General features: G+C 64.7%; 17 protein-coding genes. 8 read left to right on the top strand and 9 right to left on the bottom strand.

The window, feature by feature from the left end:
- Nucleotides 1-167 precede the first annotated feature (167 nt).
- Nucleotides 168-491: a hypothetical protein gene (locus KF708_02835; protein MBX3411629.1), complete on the top strand. Its 324-nt coding sequence runs from the start codon at nucleotides 168-170 to the stop codon at nucleotides 489-491.
- A 635-nt stretch (nucleotides 492-1126) separates the two neighbouring features.
- Here KF708_02835 and KF708_02830 read toward each other — a convergent pair.
- The 3 genes from KF708_02830 to KF708_02820 form a co-directional block, all read right to left on the bottom strand.
- Nucleotides 1127-1909 (bottom strand): MBL fold metallo-hydrolase, encoded by a 783-nt coding sequence (locus KF708_02830; GenBank protein MBX3411628.1) that lies wholly within the window; start codon nucleotides 1907-1909, stop codon nucleotides 1127-1129.
- Nucleotides 1910-2070: 161 nt separating this feature from the next.
- Nucleotides 2071-3198, bottom strand: a complete 1128-nt coding sequence (locus KF708_02825) for a hypothetical protein (protein MBX3411627.1) — start codon at nucleotides 3196-3198, stop codon at nucleotides 2071-2073.
- 89 nt (nucleotides 3199-3287) lie between these two features.
- Nucleotides 3288-3821 carry a HEAT repeat domain-containing protein gene (locus tag KF708_02820; protein MBX3411626.1) on the bottom strand — a complete coding sequence of 178 codons (534 nt, stop codon included), beginning with the start codon at nucleotides 3819-3821 and terminating at the stop codon, nucleotides 3288-3290.
- Nucleotides 3822-4054: 233 nt separating this feature from the next.
- On the opposite strand from KF708_02820, the gene KF708_02815 reads away from it, so the two are divergent.
- The 6 genes from KF708_02815 to KF708_02790 all read left to right on the top strand — a co-directional run bounded on the left by KF708_02815 (nucleotide 4055) and on the right by KF708_02790 (nucleotide 10112).
- Entirely contained in the window at nucleotides 4055-4387 is a 333-nt protein-coding gene (locus KF708_02815; GenBank protein MBX3411625.1) for a hypothetical protein, read from the top strand.
- Between the two features lie 587 nt (nucleotides 4388-4974).
- Nucleotides 4975-5520 carry a hypothetical protein gene (locus KF708_02810; protein ID MBX3411624.1) on the top strand — a complete coding sequence of 182 codons (546 nt, stop codon included), beginning with the start codon at nucleotides 4975-4977 and terminating at the stop codon, nucleotides 5518-5520.
- A 58-nt stretch (nucleotides 5521-5578) separates the two neighbouring features.
- Nucleotides 5579-5785, top strand: a complete 207-nt coding sequence (locus KF708_02805) for a hypothetical protein (GenBank protein MBX3411623.1) — start codon at nucleotides 5579-5581, stop codon at nucleotides 5783-5785.
- Nucleotides 5786-5991: 206 nt separating this feature from the next.
- Nucleotides 5992-8040 (top strand): hypothetical protein, encoded by a 2049-nt coding sequence (locus tag KF708_02800; GenBank protein ID MBX3411622.1) that lies wholly within the window; start codon nucleotides 5992-5994, stop codon nucleotides 8038-8040.
- A 164-nt stretch (nucleotides 8041-8204) separates the two neighbouring features.
- Nucleotides 8205-9161, top strand: coding sequence for a hypothetical protein (locus tag KF708_02795; GenBank protein ID MBX3411621.1), 957 nt, complete (start codon nucleotides 8205-8207; stop codon nucleotides 9159-9161).
- 15 nt (nucleotides 9162-9176) lie between these two features.
- Nucleotides 9177-10112 carry a hypothetical protein gene (locus KF708_02790; GenBank protein ID MBX3411620.1) on the top strand — a complete coding sequence of 312 codons (936 nt, stop codon included), beginning with the start codon at nucleotides 9177-9179 and terminating at the stop codon, nucleotides 10110-10112.
- Nucleotides 10113-10126: 14 nt separating this feature from the next.
- On the opposite strand, the gene crcB is transcribed toward KF708_02790, so the two are convergent.
- From crcB to KF708_02770, 4 genes are all read right to left on the bottom strand, one after another.
- Nucleotides 10127-10516 carry a fluoride efflux transporter CrcB gene (gene crcB / locus KF708_02785; protein ID MBX3411619.1) on the bottom strand — a complete coding sequence of 130 codons (390 nt, stop codon included), beginning with the start codon at nucleotides 10514-10516 and terminating at the stop codon, nucleotides 10127-10129.
- Between the two features lie 46 nt (nucleotides 10517-10562).
- Nucleotides 10563-12245 (bottom strand): porin, encoded by a 1683-nt coding sequence (locus KF708_02780; GenBank protein MBX3411618.1) that lies wholly within the window; start codon nucleotides 12243-12245, stop codon nucleotides 10563-10565.
- Between the two features lie 367 nt (nucleotides 12246-12612).
- Entirely contained in the window at nucleotides 12613-13287 is a 675-nt protein-coding gene (locus KF708_02775) for a hemolysin III family protein (GenBank protein ID MBX3411617.1), read from the bottom strand.
- A 415-nt stretch (nucleotides 13288-13702) separates the two neighbouring features.
- Nucleotides 13703-14134 carry a hypothetical protein gene (locus KF708_02770; protein MBX3411616.1) on the bottom strand — a complete coding sequence of 144 codons (432 nt, stop codon included), beginning with the start codon at nucleotides 14132-14134 and terminating at the stop codon, nucleotides 13703-13705.
- A gap of 359 nt (nucleotides 14135-14493) precedes the next feature.
- Between KF708_02770 and KF708_02765 the strand changes: the two genes are divergently transcribed.
- Nucleotides 14494-15336, top strand: a complete 843-nt coding sequence (locus tag KF708_02765) for a DUF2071 domain-containing protein (GenBank protein MBX3411615.1) — start codon at nucleotides 14494-14496, stop codon at nucleotides 15334-15336.
- Here the strand turns inward: KF708_02765 and KF708_02760 are convergent.
- Nucleotides 15261-18632, bottom strand: a complete 3372-nt coding sequence (locus tag KF708_02760) for a protein kinase (protein ID MBX3411614.1) — start codon at nucleotides 18630-18632, stop codon at nucleotides 15261-15263. The genes KF708_02765 and KF708_02760 overlap by 76 nt on opposite strands.
- Nucleotides 18625-19359 carry a sigma-70 family RNA polymerase sigma factor gene (locus tag KF708_02755; GenBank protein ID MBX3411613.1) on the bottom strand — a complete coding sequence of 245 codons (735 nt, stop codon included), beginning with the start codon at nucleotides 19357-19359 and terminating at the stop codon, nucleotides 18625-18627. Before KF708_02755 ends, KF708_02760 begins: the two co-directional genes overlap by 8 nt.
- Nucleotides 19360-19457: the final 98 nt, after the last annotated feature.

Below are 19457 nucleotides of genomic sequence, written 5' to 3'. Positions count from 1 at the left end.
TCGCGAACCCCCGGTTCGCCAGTCCAGCATCCGCATTCACTGTTGTGAGAACGATTCAATCAGGTCATACTTGAATTGGTCATGGCAGCAGCCCAATGGATTGCAGCCAAGGCCTCTGGACGTCGACTGTTATACGTTGGCAATGGCGTGAATCAGACGAGGTTTGAATGCAATCGCGTGGACCGGGTTGGTGGGTATTGTATGGCCTGGGGGCCCTCTGCGCGTTCGTGCTTGCCGGCCGCCTGGTGGCGATCATTTTTTCGTCGTTCTTCTCGCTGTTGATCGTCGACGAAAAACTCGACCAGGCTGGCGCCGGGCAGATGACCGGGCCGATTCAGGTGGTGCGCCAGTTCGATGGTCCCCCGGATACCATTGCGGCGCCCCAGGCCACGATTCCGGGTGCGGCGCGCCCTCTCACCGCGGCCGACCTGAAACAGCCCTCGACGCCCTATCTCGAAACCCCCACCACGCGGCGCCAGCGCCCCCAGTAGGCAGATGGCCGTGGGGGGACGTTCGAGGAGAGGGGGGATCTCTGCGCGGTTGGGCTGTGAAGCCTCGTGCCGCGAGTGAAGACCGAACTCGGGTTATGCTGCCCGATCGCGGGCAGATTGCCGCGAGTTTGCCTGAGAGGTCGTCAGGTGGGGCTGAAGGGGCGGGGGGCGCGTGCCGCCGCGAGCTCGGCTATTACCTCGCGACGAGGCACGGTAGGCCTCCTCCTGTTGGCGGACACGCGCCATTGTGCCGCGCAGCACCACAAACACGAGGGGAAGCAGGCTGAGGAGGCCGATCCACAGCAATAACTCGATCGAGCTGAGAGACAACATCCTCGCCCCTAAGGCAGAAAATACCGGCGCCACGCCTCGACGCAACCACACGTTGCGTCCCTGTACGGCTTCTATCGGCATCCACGATTAGGGAACATGCGAGGCGCCTTGCCTCGATGCGCAGCTCTCATCAGTCCACGCAAACCTCGCTGTTTAACACCTGCTGGCAGGGCGCGATAGCAGCATTGCGCGGGAAGCAAGATCCGGTCGCGCGGGACCGTTGAATTCCGGTGGTAGCACGACCGTCCTCGGTCGCGCCGGGGACCCTTGCCCGGCGTGGGAGGAAATCGAATCACGGCGAGCTACTTGGGAAGTTTTCCCTCGGCCAGCTCGCGGTCCCACTCATCCATGAGGGGCCAATCGACGGCACACGTGCCAAAGTCGGCCATGTGCTGATACTGCTCGAGCCGCGCGATGGTGGCGTCGAGCACCGCGTTGTCCTTGCGGAAGATCGGTCCGTGGCTCGGCAAGAGCCACTCGACATCGCTCGCGCGAATACGCTTGAGCGAGGTGATGAAATCCTGAATGTCGCTGCCGTGGTGGGCGTCGATCACCCCGACGCAACCGTCGCGGTAGATGTTGTCGCCGCTGAAGAGCAGATTGCCGAGGCGGAACGAGAGCTGGCTGTCGGTGTGCCCCGGCGTGTGCCAGACCTCGAGTTCGAGGCCGCCGATGCGAATGCGGTCCCCCTCGTCGATTAGTTGGTCGATCTCGACGGCCGGCAGTTCGAGGTGGATCCCTTGAGCACTGATCTCGGCGTAGGTTTTGACGAGATCGCCCGAGGCGAGGGCCTCGGCCGCGAGGCGGTGCCCCAGGGCCGGCGTCTTCAGCAATTGCTTGACCTTGGCCAGCCCCTGAATGTGGTCGGCATCGGCGTGCGTGGCGATGACCCCTTTCGCGCTCGAGAGGGGAAAATCGAGCTGGCGGATGATCTCGACGATCTCGTCGACGGTGTCTTCATAACCGATATCGATCAGCACCCATTCGGGGCCGTCGTAGACGAGATAGACATTGCAGCCGATCCGTTGACCGGCCTGGTAGTTCATCTCGATAACGTGAGGGAAGACCGGCTTCCGCTCCAGCATGATGATCCCCCTCTTCGCGCCTATTGCTGTCCACGCGGCCAATGAGCCACTTTGCAGAACGGTGCCCTCACGCATTCCGGGCTTCCGTTGGGCGCCCGAGACTCCTTGGCTGCGCGGAGCGGAATAATGCCCAACGCTGAATGTGTCGCAGTGCCGGAATTTTAGGGCATCGTGGCCGGCAAATGAACCCCCTCGGGGCGCGAGGGATAGCCGGGCAAGGTCTCGCCGAGGAATTCGTCGAGACGCTCGGCGACGCGGCGGTTGCCCAACTCGCTGAAATGATGCCATTGTTCGTCGAGGTAGAGATCGTCGACGTTGCCGGCGGCCAGAAAACTGCCCGCCAGATCGAGAAAGGGAATGCCCGCCTGCCGTGCCGATTGGTTCAGCGCTCGGCTGATCTGCCGGTAGAGATCTCGGCGGGCAGAATCCTTCAATTCTGCAAGTTCGGGCAGCAGCACGATCACCAGGGGCAGCCCGTCGAGCGCCGTCTCGCGGTGCAACTCGGCCAGAATCGCCCAGGCAACATTCAGTTGCCGCGAAGGGTCGATTTCCAGGGGCGGACTCTTCCAGGGGGCGGCGAGTGACTCTGCCGTGCGGTAGATGGCACTGTAGTCCGAGAGAAACCGCACGACGCCGTCACGCGCGTCGAGTGGCTCGCCGGCCGCGATTTTCTTGGGCACAGGGCGCCCCGTCACGTGCAGTCGACCGCCGACAAGGTCGAAGCGAGGCATGGCGGCCCCGTTGGCCATCCGTCCGCCGGTCATGCGCCAGATATCGTCGAGGATCAAGGCCACGACGACGGCCTTGGCGTGCAAGGCGTCTGCATCGCGCTGGTACCAGAGGTAGCACTGCCCGATCGAGTAACCCCCCTGCCCCATATTCACCGCCTGTAGCCCGGGATTGACGGCTTCAAGTTGTGCCGGGTAGGTGGCTCGATCGTCGACACCGTATCCCAGCGTGAACGAATCGCCCAGGCAGAGGATGCGAAAGCGCCCATCCACCGGCGCCGGCGCATAGGATTCTCGGGCACGAAGGCCTTGATCGTTGATTGTGATGTGCCGGCCGGGACCGTAGAAGTCGGCAATCTGCTTGCCTGGGATGTGTGCCCAACCCAGGTCGGCATCGTGCCGCGCGTGGAAGTCTTCCATGAACTCGACGGCCCGCGGCGATTCCGGGCGTGTCGCGTCGTCGCCCGCCCATTGCCAGTACAGATGCAACAGGCCTTCTACAATTGCCAGGCCCAGCAACGTGGCGATCGAGGCCCAGAGAAGACGCCTGCGGAGCTTCATGGAGCGAACCATTTCGAGGCAGGCGCCGCGGGGAACGAGAGCCAGGGCGATGTTCGTATCGGGCGCGCCCTTCGGTCGAGCGAGTGTTTCTACGGTGCGGTCAGAACCGGCGCCCCGGGGGCGGGGGGCATGGCGCGCGATCGCGACTCGGTGTCGCGCAGCGCCGCCGAGAGTTCTGGAATCGCCGGGGCGGCGCCGGGACCGATTTGCCCCAGGGCTCGCGCCGCGGTCAGTCGCACCGTGTAGACGTCGTCGGCCAGGGCCGCGGTCAGCGCCGGTACGGCCTGTTGAGCGGTCTCTCCCAACCGGGCGATCCCCTTGGCGGCGTTGGTGCGCACCACGGGATCGGAATCGTGCAGGGCAGCGATCAACACCGGCAGGGCCTGGCTGCCGATGCGCGAGAGCGAGTCGGCGGCGGTTTCCGAAATCGTGATCTCCGGGAGCAGCGGACGCTGCACCAATTGGGCGATGGGCCGTTTCGGCAGTTCGAGATTCACCCGCGCTCGCGCATCGGCAATCTCCTGCGCCGTGAAGCTCGTGGGCCCCACGCCGGTACCACAGCCGACGACCAAGGGGGCCACCCCAAGCACGAGCCAAGGGACGCTAAACGAGGTTCTCGACATGCTGCTGTTCCTCTTTCAAGCCGCCAGACGGGGACACGACGCCCCTCGAATGCCAGCATGACCAGCGGCTCGGCGACTGTCCACGGCGTGCCGGGATGCACCGTCGCGAAACGAGACGTGCTGCCCCGCGGAATGCTCGCCTTCGGCCGTCGAGTGAGTCTCAGAGTTGGAGGTGTCGTCTCATTTCGAGCCGGGCGCCGTGCGTTCGACGACAGTTCGCGCCGGCCCCTGCTATGACGACGGCCGCGGTCGGTCGCATAGAAACTTTCTCAACCAACGGCCACAAAAACACTTACGATCATCGCGGCCTGGCGGCACCGCAAGATAGTGATGCCACTGGCACGCCGCTTGCAATTTCATACGAACAAGAAGCGGAAACTCGGCCGGAGCAGCCCAGCCGGCGAGAGGCCGCCGGGAACTCCGATTCGCAGAAGGTCGCCGCCATGTTGGAACTCGAATGCCTGATGGCCTTGGGGGTGCTGTTGTCGGTAAGTCTGGTGCTGATGTTCACGGTGCGGCCGAAGCTGCCGCAGGTCCGGTTGAGACAAATCCCGATCAACGACTGAAACGACGAGAAACGACTGAAACGACTGAAACGACGAGAGCTGTTCGACGCGGGGTCGGTAGTAGAAGAAGCAACATCGCCGGTGGATGTGATCGGCGATGACGGAGAATAGGGGTCGTACGGCGGAACCCGATCGCTCCTGCTCTGGTAGAGACGCGGCGAGGGGGGGAAACCACCCGCGCCGGGAACGAGAAGTGGCCAGGCACGGGAAGAGGCAACCCGTGGGACGAGGGAAGAATGTGGCTCCGACAGGGGTGTCATGCACTGGCCCCCTGGACCTTGTCCCGCCGAATGGCGCGTGCCACCCGCCGCGACGTGAAGACGTGCCCGTAGAGTTGACATCATGAGAGACCGCACGTCACGTTTTCATGTCCGGCGGTGGCGCGACATTCGAATGACGCGGGGCTCCTGATTCAGAAGCAGGATTCCTCTCTGTTTTCGGTGCAAGATCGTTCGCCGGCCACCGAACCTATCTTTGATCGCACGATGCACCTCCTCGGCTAGCTGTGCTTCCGGCCAGGGGTCATTTGCTCTAGAATCGTGCGACTGTCTTCGTGCTTCCCGCCCCCCGCTGGTGAGATGGCCTTCGTGAGCAAATCGACCACTGCCGAGCGTGTCATCCTTGTGGCGGGGCACGAACCGATTCGCCTGCGCGATCCGGCGTTTGCCGCGTTTCTCGCCTGGCTGCTGCCTGGGCTGGGTCACCTCTATCAGCGCCGCTTTGCGAAAGGGGTGCTGTTCATGGTGACGATCCTTTCGACGTTCTTCTATGGGTTGTTCCTGGGAGAAGGTCACGTGGTGTACGCCTCCTGGCGTCCCGAGGATCGCCGTCTGCCCTATCTGTGCCAGGTGGCGGTGGGGTTACCGGCCTTGCCCGCACTGGTGCAGGCGCGCCGGGCCGAACCGCTGTGGGGCGGTTTCATGGCGCCGCCGCGCAACTCGCATGAGCTCGACCACTGGCACCGGCGGCTGAACAAGTATTTCGAGTTGGGCACCGTCTACACGATGATCGCCGGCCTGCTCAACATCTTCGCCATCTACGACGCCTACGCCGGCCCCGCGATGGTCGAGGAGAAGGACGCGGAAGGTGACGGAGCGAGTCCGCCCGACGGCGATCCTCCTGGCAGCGAGTAAGCGCCGGCATCTCGTCCCACAAATTCGATCCTTTTTCCACGCACGCACGGTCAACCCCATGTCGCATGTGGTTCTGCTCGCCGCCGGCGAGAATCAACTCTGGTACCTGCTGCCGCTGGTGGTGGCGGTGAGCCTGGTCTGGTCGGCCACGCGGCACGAAGACATGGGGCAGATTTTGCGGCGCGCGCTGCGTGCCGGACTGACGATCCTGGGGCTGTTGGGCGCGGCGTTCGTGTTGTTGTTTGCCATCTCGCGCTGGCTCTAGGGGGCGTCTCTCCCCCCACCCCACGATTCGTCTCGCAGCTCGCGTCGCAGGTGACCGCACCGCGTGCCAACGCGCGGAATGATCCACACAATCGGCAGAAAACTCCGGCCGATTCTGGCATCGCGCCACACGATGGGCTATACGTGTGTAGGCCGCTGCCCGGGCCTCCCGCCAGTTTCCAGCCCATAACCCTCCGGCCGACGATCGTGAACTTCCGACGTTTGGTTGCCACCTTCAGTTTGGCCATGGTGGGCCTGACGTTGCCGCTTGCATCCGCTGCGCAGGTGGCTCTGGCACAAGCCTCGCGCGCCCCCGCGCTCGAGGCCTCGCTCGACGCGTTGGAACGATCGTTGCCGGCCGATCCCTCAGCGTTCGCGACCGCCGATACGGCGGTTTGGAAGCGGCTCGTCGCGGAGATCGACGCCAGCGCCAATACCCGAGCGGCGACGCTCGATCGCCAGGTGCCCGCCCAGGCGTTGGCTGGCTGCCGCTCGCTGCTCGTCGCGAAGGATCGCGTCGACGCCCTGCTCGAACAGACCCTCGCACGGCGGACTGAATTCGCCGGTTTCGGCCTGGGCGAAGAGAATCGCGATGCCGTACGTCGCTATCTGAGCGCGACCTCGCGTCTCATCGAGCTCTCGGGGCGACTTCGCTACCTGCTGCGCGATGCACTCGAACGGGCATCGTCCAGCATCGAGGCCGATCCCCGCTCGCGCGAGGCATTCATCCAGTTGCTCACCGAGCACGGCAGCCAGATCGGCGCCGTGTTGTTGACGCCCTTGCTGTTCGACCCCGAGCCCGCTCCGGGCCGCGCGGCGGTCGTCGCCCGAACCAGCGATGCCACCAAGGGGGCCGTTCTGCGTTTGCTGGCGGCTGCCGGAAATCGGGAAACGCTGCTCGACCTGGCCGAGTTCCTGCACACGGGCCCCTCGGCCTCTCTTACCTTGCAGGCCGCCGAGACGATTCGCGAGATCGGCCTGCCGCAGGATCCTCGCCCCGATCAGGATGCGAACCTGCCGCAGCCCGCGATCACGGCCGAAGATCTGCACGAGTTGCTCACCGCCGTGGATGCGTCAAAGCTCGCGGGCGATGACGCGCGGCGCCATGGCGAGCTCGTCGCGTGGAGCGAGCGCCGGATGCGCGAAGGCGTAACCGAGGACGTCTATCGGCTGGGGCGGTTCGATCTGCGGCCGGGCGATTGGCTGCTGATGCGCAATCCGTCGCCTTACAACAGCTTTACCGACCTTTCGCCGGGGCTCTTCACGCACGTGGGGGTCGTCACCGACGAAACGGGGCCGGATGGGCGGCGCCGCATCGTGCTGGTCGACATGCCCGAGCGCGGCACGGTGATGCCTGCGACGAACATCGATCTCTTCGTTGAACGCACGCTGCACTATGTCGTGCTGCGTCATGCCGATCCCCTGTACGGCAAGAAGATGGCCGACGTGGCGCGTGCGGTGATCGGCAACGAGACGCAGTTCGATCTGAACTTTCGCACGTCGCGCGTCGAAGAGTTGAAGGGACAGGACCTCGAGGGGCGCAAGATCCACACCTACTGCGCCGGTCTGTTGCTCCTGTGTGCGCAGGAGACGCCGGGCGCCCGCGACGAATTCTTCCCGCTGCCCGAGTATGCCGCGGCAGGCAATACGCAGCCCAACCTGGCCAAGCTGGGACTATCGATCGGGGAGGATTTCGTCTCGCCGACGGGAGCTCTCTTCTCGCCCCATTTCTCGCTGGTCGCACGTTGCGAGCCGATGTACGAGCCGACGCGCGAGATCGAAGAAGCGGTCTTCGACCATTTTGCCACGTCGCTGGTCGACAAGACGTTGCGTCCTTCGGCGTCGATGTACCAGTCGCTGCGCGTGAAGCTCGCGCAGGCGGCCGAGGTCACGCCCCTCTTGGGTCGGGCGCTGGCCGCGGCGAATGACGTCAGCCCCGACATGGATCTGGTCGCGGCAGCGCGAGCGGCAGCCGTGGTCGAGAATCTCGATGAGATCGCCTTCGGCACGAGTGGCGAGTTCGTGGCGGCGCGCGAGGCCATTCGCGCCGGCAACACGGCCGATCTGGTGGCGCGCGGCGCCTCGAGCGAAGAGGTCGCCCGGGTGCAGGAAATGCGCCGGCGGCATGGCGATCTCTACCAGGCCTGGCGCTCGGGCAAGATCACCCCGCGCGACCTGCGGCTGAAGCTGGTCGACTACTACTCGACGCTCGGCAAACGCCGCATCGACGAACAATTCTTCAGCCGGGCGCCGTGACGGGCGGCACGTCTGCCGCGAGCCGGTGGTCCCCGCTCGCGTCCCACGATTTCCCCGCGGCAAGCCCGGATAACAAGAGCGGCCTGGCGGGGCTACAATAGAGCATGGTAGGCCGGTGGATGTCGTGTCTTGCTGGTCCCCATGATAACGCTGGAAACTCCGTTGTGACCGATCAGCCGAGTACGCTTGCCCCCCCGGAGGCCGCGTCCGAGCCGGACTTGCGGCGCGGCGCGATGACGCGCCGCCGCTGGATCATGCTGCTCGGCGCCAGCTTCGTGGCGATCGTGGGGGCGGCGCTGGCGGCCCTGTTCTGGCGAGATGCGCAGGCTCCGCTGCTCGTGTTGCACGGCCATCACGATAAAGTCCACGCAGTGGCCTATTCGCCGGACGGCATGCTCCTTGCCAGTGGCGGCGGCGATCAAAAAGTGCGGCTCTGGAACGCCGCGACAGGCGAACCCGTGGGGGAACTCGATCACCAAGGTCCCGTCCTGGGGCTGGCTTTTTCTCCCGATGGCGGATTGCTGGCCTCGATCGACTCGGACCGCACGGTGAAGCTTTGGAACGTGGCGGATCGCACGCTGCAAAGCACGCTGCGCAATCGCCGGCAACCGACGATCATCGCCTTTTCGCCCGACGGCCAGCAACTGGTCGCTCACGCGCCCAAAGCGAAGGACCTGACGCTGTTCGATCTCGAATCGGCGGCGCCGGTCCACGTGCGCGACCCCCAAGAGGCGCTCGGTTGGTTGATTCCGCAAACGAGCGACGGCGCGCTGGCGGCCCGACCTGCCTCGGGGCGGCAGATCTCGCTGACCGAAGGGATCGAAGGGGGCGAACGTCACAAGCTGCCGGGGCATAGCGACCAGTTGAACTGGGTGCGTTTCTCGCCCGATGGACGGCTGCTTGCCTCGGCGGGGGGATATACGTTCGACCAGTTTACGTTTCGCGGGGGGGAGATCCGCCTGTGGGACGTGGCCACCGGCAAGTTGCTCGTGAGCATCGACCAATTGAAGGCGGCGATTCCGTGCCTCGCGTTCTCGCCCGATGGCCGTCGCTTGGCCGCCGCGAGTTTCGATGGTACGGTCTGTGTATGGGACGTCGAGCAAGTGCTCGCCGGCAAGTAACAACAGGAAGCGACCGTGTCCGAAGAACCACGCGATACGAGCACCGATCTCGAGCTTCCGCCGCCGGTGACGCCTGGCGTGGTCGACGTGTATGAGCCCGCGACTCGATCGCTACGTTCGCATCCCGCCTGGCGCTGGATCTGGCGCGGCAGTCTGGTGTTGGCCGGCATCGTGGCGGTGGCCCTCCTCGGTCTGGCGGCGAACGGCACGAAAGGGCTGGCGAATTACTGGCTGGCCCGTGCCTATGGGCACTACGCCCAGGGCGATCTGCCTGCCGCGATCGACAGCCTGACCGACGGACTGGAATGGTTTCCGGACGACTCGATGCTGGTCTATGCGCGGGCACAGTTCCGTCGCGAGCACCACGATCTGGCAGGCAGCCTGCAAGACGCGAATCGATTGATCGAGCTGGCGCCGGAGTTCGCCGACGGCTATACCGAACGCGCACAGACCTACCTGCGGCAGAAGCGCTACCCCGAAGCGATCGCCGATCTCACGCAGGCGCGCGATCTGCAACCGACCGGAGAACCCGAACCGCTGAATGGCCTGGCGTATGCCCGGGCGCTCGCCGGGACCGATCTCGAATTAGGGCTGAGTGAAGTCCAACAGGCGATCGACCAATCGGCCACCTCGCCCCACCTCTACTCGTATCTCGACACGCGCGGCTATCTCTACCACCTGTTGCAGCGCCACGAGGAGGCGCTGGCCGATCTCGATCGCGCGGTCGAGCAAGGACTGAAAGATCGGGATAAAGCCGTGGCGCACATGCAGGCACAACGACTTTCGGACTCGCAGATCAACCGCCTCACCAACCTGCTGAATCGCAACCTGGCGGTGATCTATCATCATCGCGGCGAAGTTCACCAGGCGCTGGGGAACAAGGAACAGGCCGAGTTCGATCTGCGTCGCGGCGACGAGCTGGGCTACAACCCCGAGCAGGGGGTCTTTTAGCGCCGCGCCCGGCGTTAACCGCCGGCAAAGCACCGTTCGGCCAGACGAACGCCGATCCAGACTGCGGTCAAGCCGATCGCGCAACTGGCGAGCACATTCGCGACAGCCAGGCGCGCGTCTCCCGTGGCGACCAGTTGATACGTGTCGAAGCCGAAGGTGGAGAAGGTCGTGAACCCGCCGAGAACGCCGACCAGGATGCCCAGGCGAATCTCGTCACGGACCGGCAGATGACGGCCCAGGCTCACGGCGAGAAAGCCGACCAGCAGGCACCCCAGGACGTTGACGCTGAGCGTGCCCCAAGGGAAGCGCGTGCCGATCCATTTCTGCACGCCGGCATGCATCAGGTAGCGGCAGACCGAGCCGAACGCGCCGCCGAGCGCCACCATCGTCAACTGCAGAGCCACGAGATCTCTTCCTTTGCTGTGCGTGCCTCACTCCCCCGCGCGGCGATCAGAAGCGATAGATCACGTCGGTGGCGATCAAGAGTTGGTTCGAATCGCTCTGGCCATCGTAGGGGAGCGGACCCTTGGTTTGCGACCAGTCGATGCGCAGCTCGGGCCGCACCAGCAGATTCGCGTTCGGCTTCCAGTTCAGCCCCAAGGTGCATTCGAAGAAATCGCCGCGGTTGCCATTGGTATCAAGGCGGGTTCCCTCTTCGTCGCGGAACCACTCGAAGCGGCATCCCCAGGCCCAGCATGGATTGATGTCGCGCAGGAAGTACTGCACGATGCTGTACCAATCGGCGTCGTTCTGAAACTGCGGTCCCGCGGCGTTTTCCTGGAACCCACGGTCGTATTGCAGCACGTAGGTGAAACACTCGCTGGGCCGTAGCGTGAGAATGGCGCTGAACATCACCATGGTGCTGTTCGGCTCGCCCAGCAGTTCGTTCTGCTCCTGGCCGGCATACACGGAGTAAGCAAACGACGCGAAGCGTTCGGGGCTGTTCCAGGTAATGCCGCCGAGGAAGCCTTGATCGTTGTTGATGTCTTCCCAGGTATCCCAACCGCGAACGACGCCGGCAAGAATCGCCGTACTGGGCAGAATGTTGTAACTGCTCAGAAAACCGGTGTGCGTGAAAGGCTCGCCGTAGAGCTTGCTGTACGAATGCGAGTAGAAGAAGTTGTTCACCGCGGGCACGGTTTCGTAGCCGATGATCGTGTAGAAATGGCCCAAGCGGAAACGCGCGCCGTAGCCCCACGGCGCATAGACGTCGACGAATGCCTGCGGCATGGCCAGGCCGTATAGAGGCGCGGCGCCGTTGGCGCGCGGACCGTAGTCGCGATTCCAGCGTTGCGTGCCGTTGTTGTGCGTCTCGAGCCCCAGCGCGGTGGTGAAGTAATAGTCGGTACCGTAGAGCAGGTCGACCTGGCCGCCGATATCCCATTGGCACGATTCGGTGCAGACCGGCTTGGCCATCGTCAGATAAAGCTGGTTCATCTGGTACTCGTTCGCCCGATCGTTGAAGCCGACCCCCGCATTGAAGCGATCGGGGGGGCTGTCGGGGTTCCAGGTGAAGCCCTGCTCGAGCCACGCGTCGAAGCAGAGGGCGGAGGCAAGTTCTTCGCCGAGCAGGCCGCGCGGCGAGTAGAGGGCGGGCGGAATGAGCCAATGCCCGTTGCGACGGCAACAGCCCGCCTCGTCCGTGTACCAGGGGCGATCGTAACCGTAGTCGTCGACGAAGGCCGACTGCGACTCGTCGCCACGGTAGGGACTTGTCTGTGGCGAAGCGGGCGCCGATCGTTGGCGGGGCTGCGTGGCAGGCGCGGGTGCGCTCTCTCGCTCGTCGTCGAGACCGGGTATCGGCGCGTTGCCGCGCGGACTCGGGTCCAGGATTTCGTCGATCGAGGGCGCGTCTTCATCGGGGACACCCTCCGGAGGCGGAAGGGTCGGCAGCGGAGGCTCGTCATCGGTGGCCGGGGCGGCCGGCACGGTTGGTGTCGGCGCGGTGCTTTCGGGCACGCCGATCGGGGGTTCAGCCGTCGCCGGCGGCGCGGGCGTATCGGTAGGCGGATCGGCCTGACGAACGTTGACAAAGCGCAGCGTTCGAGCCGGCGCGGCCGCCTGCGCCTGCTCGACGGTCGTGGCCAAGAACCAACCGGCGAACCCCAGCGCGATCCATCTCAAAGCGTTCATCGACCTCCCCCCCTCGAGTGCGACGTACAACGTTCGATCAGACCGCGACGATGCGGGAATCGACGTTGCCAAGCGGCGCCATCCACCAGACGAGGGCGGCCGCCACGCGAAGAGGAAAGCTTTGCCACCAGCGCGAACGCCTGTCCCAACAGGACAAGCGTTCACGCGCGAGCCACCGTGGGCGGCACGAGCATGGGCACTTCGGTCGAGCCGATCGCGTGCGCTGCGCAATTTCCAGCGCAGGGCAACTTCCCCCTTCGTTCGCATCATCGGCGCGCACGGTCAGAGGGCTTGTGCCAATCAGTCAAGATTTGCGGGTCGTAGCGATCGCCCGGATCGGGCAGAGACTGTCGCTATCAGTGTGATGCTAGCTGCCGAAGGGAACCACGTAGTTGATTACCGCGCAGTAATGCAGCGCGCTGCCGGCGAGCACGAAGATGTGCCACACGGCGTGGAAGTATCGAATCGAATCCCAGGCGTAGAAGATCGTGCCGGCGGTGTAAGTGAGTCCGCCGGCCAAGAGCCACAACAGACAACCGGTGGGGACGGACTCGAGCATGGGACGCGCCGCGATCACGCAGACCCAGCCCATCGCCAGGTACAGGCCCAAGGAGACCCAGGGGAAGCCGTGTCCATACAGGAGCTTGAAGACGGCCCCGAATATGGCCAGTCCCCACACGATGCCAAACAGGGTCCAACCCCAGGGACCACGCAGGTTGACCAGCGTGAAGGGGGTGTAGGTGCCGGCGATCAACAGATAGATCGCGATGTGATCGACCAGCCGCAGGATCTGCTTGGCCCGTGGATGTTGGACGGCATGGTAGAGCGTCGAGGCGGCATACAACACGACGAGCGACGCGCCATAGACGGAGCAGCCGATGATGTGCCAGAGGGTGCCCTGCCAGGTGGTGAGGACGACGAGCCCGACGAGCCCGGCGATGCTGAGCCCCAAGCCAATACCATGCGTCACTCCATTGGCGATCTCATCTTCGATCGCGGCCAACGTGACGGAATGCGGACGTGAGACCGGGGTGCTACGCATCGGCTGCTCGCGTGAGGCCAGGTTCCGCTTGGGCCAGGGCCGCGACGCGCGGCGGCGTTCGTGGTGGCGAATCTGCGGAAACGGTTTGGAGGCAATCGGTGCTATCATTGTATTCGCTCCCGGGGGCGGCTGCCGACCATTTATTCTCGTGCGGCCAGCACACTCCCCCAGGTCAGCGTAGCGCAGGCAAGCTACGCCGTGTTACACCGCTCCAGACACATCTGGCAGGCCATCCCCTACCGGAGCAGGAGTCGTAAGACGATGGCCGCGCCGCCCCCCTGGGACACTTCCGGCCCGCCACGAAGGGAAGAATCGCCGCGCGAGTGACGACGACCTGAACTTCCCCGAGGCTGTCGTGTCGCCGGCCAGACCTGGGACCGATTGACGGCAGTCAAGCCGAAGATGCGCCGGGATCTCAGTTGCCCAACGAGACCGCTTCCTTGGGCGGCTTCATGGGATTCACCGGCACGGTGCCGTCGAGCGGGCGGTCGAGCACCTGCACATCGCTCACGCGCTGGTGAACCAGCGGCAGCAGCAGCGAGATGGGCTCGCTCGTCAGGGACACGACTTCTTCCGTCGGCCGCGCGTAGAGAAATACCGCGTTGTGTTGCCGCAGGTAGCTGCAGCGGAAACCTTCGGCCTCGAGCGCCGACTTGGCATCGTCATACGAAGTTCCGGTCGGAACGCGGCGCAGGACGGCTTCGCGAATCTCGTCGTGAGTTCCCTCGTTCGTAGCCAGCCGCGCATCGGCCGGCTGCACGTCGCAGGCCGTCGGTACGCCGGCCTGACATCCGCAGAACGTCAGGATCAGCACGGCAAGGGAAAGCGGTTTCCAGGGATGCATCATCGTGTGGTACTCGGCTGGGACTCGACCGAGGCGACCTGCGTTTCACACGCTCGGCGCGGTGGTCGCGTCGAGTTCAACAACCACCCGGCGGGCGGGGCGCCGGATGAGGCCGCGTATGATGCCCGCATTCGGTAGTTGTTGTCGAGACGAGTTTTGTGCGGTTCAGCTAGCAGAGTAGAGAACCGCTAGCGGTGGCAGCCGAGAGAACGGATCTCTCTCGCGTCAGGCTGCTAGCTGGTATTGCCAGCATCGATCGCAGCCGAGCGGCTTGAAACAGGCTTGGTGAATGGAGCCGCGCCGAGGCAAAATCGAACGCACCGGGCACCGATTCGCGACCAACGAGGGGACGGGGGGAGACCATGTCTGACACGATCGAATGCACAGCCAGCAGCCCGCCGCACGCACTCGAGACCGGGGAAACGCCGATCTTTCTCACCGCCGCGTGGCGCCATCTGGTCGTGTTGAACTTCGAGATCGACCCCGATCGGCTGCTCCATCTCCTCCCCCGCGGGACCGAGCTCGATACTTATGAGGGCCGCAGCTTTGTCAGCATGGTGGGCTTCCAGTTTCTCGACACGCGATTGTTCGGCTGGCCGGTGCCGGGACATCGTCGCTTCGAGGAGGTGAATCTCCGCTTCTACGTCTGGCGCGAGGTGTCAGGCCAGCGTCGGCGGGGCGTGGTATTCGTCAAAGAGCTTGTGCCGCGTCTGGCAGTGGCCAAGGTCGCACGCTGGTTCTACAACGAGAACTACGAAACGCGTGCGATGCGCCATCGACTCGCACCGGCGGCCGCAGGTCATCGCCTGCCGACCGAGATGATCTACGAATGGCGCCGCGCAGGTCGATGGGACCGGCTGGGCGTGGGAGTCGACCCGGAAAACTGGGGCTATCCCGCGCCAGGCTCGCTCGACGAGTTCATCATCGAGCATTATTGGGGGTATTCCGTACAGCGCGACGGCGGCACGATGGAGTATGAAGTCAGGCACCCCGCGTGGCGCATTGCACCCGCCGTCGAGTGGGAGTTCGATTGCGACGCGCGGGCGCTTTATGGCAGCACGTTTGCCGAGGCGCTGCGGCAGCCGCCGGCCTCGGCCTTTCTGGCGGATGGCTCGGCGGTGGACGTGCATCAAGGGACGCGTTTGCGTTGGCCGTCTTTCAGCAGCGCGTCATCGACACGATCGGCCCGCCAACGAACGATGTAATTCGGCATCGCCTTGCGTCCCACCAGGCCGTACAACCCCGTGCCATCCGGGGCGAAGGCAATCTCCTTCACCAGGCGCGCGGCGGAAGGCGCGTCGCACACGGCCAGTTCGTGTCCGGTGCGCAAATCCCAAAGTCGGACGGTCCGTCGTCGGGATTCGATACAAGCGAGTGACAAGTTATCCGGTGATACCGCGACGCAATCGACGTCGTCGTTGGCGGTCAGCGCCGAGCGGAGCTCGCCGGTCCGCGGATCGCGCAGCCCGATCGTGCGCGGGGCCTCGCCCGTGATCAGGAGCTGGCCATCCGGGGTGAATGTCGCATGGTTGAAGACGTGCCCTGGTTGCTCGTGATGGAACGTCTGCTTCCAGGTCGAGGTATCCCAGCCGGTGAGCATGTATCCGCGCGGCGAGACCAGCGTCTTGCCATCCCTGCTCAAAGCCAGATGAAAAACGGCCGCCGGTGTCACGAGACGCTTTTGCAGTGCCCAGTACTCGGTGTCGAGCACCTCGAGCCAGCCGTCGAGGCCGCCGATGACGAGCCATTGGTGATCGCGCGCGAACATGGCTACCAGGGGCGTGCCGGGCCAGTGGCGATCGAGCACGAGCTTGCCCGTCGCCAGCTCGGTCACGCGCACGCCGCCGTCGACCGCGATACTGGCAAGCCATCGGCCGTCGTGGCTGAAGCACGCGTTGACGACCATCGCCTGATGCGGGGGCAACTCGACCTTGAATTGCCAATCCTTGGTCTGATAGAGGGCGAGTTCCCCTTTTCGCCCGCCGATGGCCGTCAGAGAACCATCGGGCGACAGTTCGAAGGTCTGGGGCAACGTCTTCGCCGTATCGTTCCATTGCAGGCCGGGCGCCTGCGGCACGCCGGTCCGCTCGTCGAATTGCCACAGCCGTACGGTCCCATCGGCACTTGCGGCAGCCAGGACAGGACGATCGGGCGCCAGCGCCACCGACCAGAGGCGTTCCGATTGGCCCTGAAAGGAGCGGAGCAAGGCGCGATTTTTCACATCCCAGAGTCGCGCCGAACCGGTCGCCGAGGCCACGGCCACCAACCCGCGCCTCTGATCCACGCCGTGGGCCATCACCGAAGCGGTGAACGGCGTTCCCAAGCGCCGAATCGGCAGGCCGGTCTCGGCATCGAAGAGTACCTGTTGCCCGTCGATGAGCCCCAACAGCAACTCTTTGCCCCCCGAGACGAAATCGACGCAGCGAGCTTCAACCTCGGCCTTGAATTCCAACTGCAAGTTCAATCCCGAAGGAGTGTACTCCCACACTCGGACGTAATCGTCCTCGCTGGCGGTGACCAATCGCTTGCCATCCGGAGAAATCGCGACCGAATGGATGTGGAGATCGCCCAGCTCGTGTGTCCAGATGAGCTCGCCGGTGGCCAGATCCCACGAACGGATCGTGCCGTCGTGTCCGGCACTGACCAGCCCAGTACCGCCGGCGACAAAGGTCATCATGCTGACCTGTTTCTCGTGTCCGACGAGTTGCCGGACCATCGTGCCGTTGTCGACCCGCCACAGGCGAACGCTGCCCGTGTCGTCGGAGGAAGCGAGCGTTCGCGAGTCGGGGGCAAAGCAGACGAAGTCGACTTCGTCGAGATGGCCGCACAAGACGTGCCGGGGTCGCCCGTCGGCCGTCCAAAGGCGGGCCGTGCGATCCTTGCCGGCGGTAGCCCAATACTTGCCGTCGGGCGAGGCCGCCACGCAGTAGACGTCCCCCGTGTGGCCGAGCATCTCGCCGGCGTGATCGTGCGTGACCCCCCACAGATAGCGCCAGCCGAATCCCCGGAGGTCGGCATAACCTGGTTCGGGAAGCTGATCGGCGAGAATCTCGACCGCCTCGTCCGAGTTGAGACGCTTCCACGTCTGTTGGGCGCGGGCGATCTCGGCGGAATAGAGTACCTCGCGCATGCGCGATTCGCTCGCCTTCGTGGCGGCCAAGGCGCGCGAAATGCGCACGCTATACCACGTGGTACTGGTTACCAGCAAAACGATGGCCAGCGCACTGACGCAAACCAGCGCGGCCGCCGTGGGGCGACGGCGGGCCCATTTCCAGACGCGTTCGCGCGGACGAATCGGTCGCACCCAGGTCGGTTCGCCGCGCAGGAAGCGCCGCAGATCTTCGGCCAGCATCGCCGGCGAAGGATAGCGCTTTGCTGGCATCTTTTCGAGGCAACGCAGACAAATCGCCTCGAGATCGCGCGGCACCTCGGGGCGCACGACGCGCGGGGGGACCGGCTCGTTCTGGAGTACCAGGCGCAGCGTGGCGCCGTGCGTGCTGCCGCGAAACACCGCGCGACCCGTCAGCAACTCGTACAGCACCGCTCCCAAGCCATAGATATCGACGGCCGGACCGACGGCATTCGGCGCACCGTTCGCCTGTTCGGGCGCCATGTACGAGGCCGTGCCGATCACGGCGCCGGTGGCTGTCTCATCGCCATCCGGTTCGAGCACCTTCGCCAGACCAAAGTCGGTCAGCTTGGGCACGAATTCGAGTTGTTCGTGTTCCGGTGAGGGCACACCGGGCGTACTTTCGACGTGCTTGCGGCGAGGTTCGAGCAAGACATTGCTCGGCTTCAGATCGCGGTGCCAGACGCCACGATCGTGCGCATGCACGATGCCATCGGCCAGTTCGGCCACGATTTGCGCCGCGATGATCGGCGGCGCCGAGGGATGCTCGCGCAACCAATCCGCCAGGTTGATGCCCGGTGAATAGGCCTGCGTCAGGTAACAGATCGGCCCCAACTCGCCCGCCTCGAACACGGTGACGATGTTGGGATGGCTGAGCTGCGCGGCGGCCTTTCCTTCGCGCAGGAAGCGCCGCCGCATCGAGGGGGTCATCAACACGTCGGGGCGTGGCACTTTCAGGGCCACGAGCCGATTCAGCGCCGGATCGCGCGCCAGAAAGACGACGGCCTGACCGCCGTGCCCCAACTCTCGCACGATCTCGAAGCGACCGAATCGACTGGCGGCCGGGGCTTGCTCGTCTGCGGGCGGGGCGGCATCGTCCGCCGTTATGCTACCGTCTGTCCGCGGGCTGGCGGTGTCGATATCGCCGTTGTTCGAGCCGTCTTGATGGCGACGGCGTCGCTCGCGATCGAGCAGATCGAGACATTCGACCGCGCCGCGCAACGGTTCGGGAAGCATGCTGCTCGTGGCCGAGTCCATCGCCTCGGTGACGGGAGTGGCGTGCCCCGCGGCTAGGGCTTCGTCGTAGTCAACGAATAGTTCCGCCAGCGGCTCGGGGAGATCGACATCGCGAGGTGGGCGCAGATCAGCCATGAACGGGTGAGTTCGAATTGGAATCGTCGTCCAGCAATTGCCGCAGCCGATAGATTGCCCGCACCCATAGTTTACGCGCCGCCTCGGCGGAGCGCTCTAATTGTTCGCCGACATAGGCAAACGAACGACGCTCCAGGCTGCGCAGCTCGACGGCACGACGCATATCGTCGGGTAGCCGCTCTAGTGCCGATTGCAACCGCCGCTGCTCCTCTTTGCCGGTGGCAATGCTGCTCGGTGTCGCTTGGCGGCGGATGTGCTCGCCCGCCTTCGATGGCACGGCGCCGACTTCCCCTTCGAGCGATACCTCGCGACCCACATTGCGCTTCTGGGTGCCGGTGTACTGCCGGCGCGCATGAGCCAGCTTGTGCTCGAGGATCTGGGTCAGCCAGGCGAGCAGTTGTTCGTTCTCGTTCCCCTCGAAGCGGTGGAAGATCTTTTGTGCCTGGACGAACGTTTCCTGGACGACATCCGAGGCGCCGATCTTGGCTTGCAGGTCGTTGCCCAGCTTATGGTTGGCCACCAGGAGCAGATAGTTGCGGCAGCTTTCGAAGATCTCGCCGAGCGCGGCCACCGATCCGGACCGCGCAATGGCCAGCCGTTGGGCGAGCAACTCGAAGGGGGCGCCGGCCTGACGGGGGGCCGGATTCGAAGGGGAGCCACGCGACAGACCAGCCGACGCGACGTCCGAAGACGCCGCTACGGCCGGCGCCGAAGCCTCGTTAGGCAACGGTGGAGCCGCTTTTGGGACGCTTTGGCCCGATGGCTCTGGTCTTGTAGGTCCCTGCCAGTCCACTAATCACCGAGCTTTCGAAAACCGGACGCGCG

Source organism: Pirellulales bacterium, assembly GCA_019636335.1.
In the GTDB taxonomy this organism is placed as follows: domain Bacteria; phylum Planctomycetota; class Planctomycetia; order Pirellulales; family JAEUIK01; genus JAHBXR01.
The sequence above is the reverse complement of the archived record's forward strand: the minus strand, read 5'-3'. Positions and strand labels throughout refer to the sequence as shown.

Coding starts and splice junctions, on each gene's coding strand:
- KF708_02835 (MBX3411629.1), top strand. CDS start 168: ATGCAATCGCGTGGACCGGGTTGGTGGGTATTGTATGGCCTGGGGGCC.
- KF708_02830 (MBX3411628.1), bottom strand. CDS start 1,909: ATGCTGGAGCGGAAGCCGGTCTTCCCTCACGTTATCGAGATGAACTAC.
- KF708_02825 (MBX3411627.1), bottom strand. CDS start 3,198: ATGAAGCTCCGCAGGCGTCTTCTCTGGGCCTCGATCGCCACGTTGCTG.
- KF708_02820 (MBX3411626.1), bottom strand. CDS start 3,821: ATGTCGAGAACCTCGTTTAGCGTCCCTTGGCTCGTGCTTGGGGTGGCC.
- KF708_02815 (MBX3411625.1), top strand. CDS start 4,055: ATGACGACGGCCGCGGTCGGTCGCATAGAAACTTTCTCAACCAACGGC.
- KF708_02805 (MBX3411623.1), top strand. CDS start 5,579: ATGTCGCATGTGGTTCTGCTCGCCGCCGGCGAGAATCAACTCTGGTAC.
- KF708_02780 (MBX3411618.1), bottom strand. CDS start 12,245: ATGAACGCTTTGAGATGGATCGCGCTGGGGTTCGCCGGTTGGTTCTTG.
- KF708_02775 (MBX3411617.1), bottom strand. CDS start 13,287: ATGCGTAGCACCCCGGTCTCACGTCCGCATTCCGTCACGTTGGCCGCG.
- KF708_02770 (MBX3411616.1), bottom strand. CDS start 14,134: ATGATGCATCCCTGGAAACCGCTTTCCCTTGCCGTGCTGATCCTGACG.
- KF708_02765 (MBX3411615.1), top strand. CDS start 14,494: ATGTCTGACACGATCGAATGCACAGCCAGCAGCCCGCCGCACGCACTC.
- KF708_02760 (MBX3411614.1), bottom strand. CDS start 18,632: ATGGCTGATCTGCGCCCACCTCGCGATGTCGATCTCCCCGAGCCGCTG.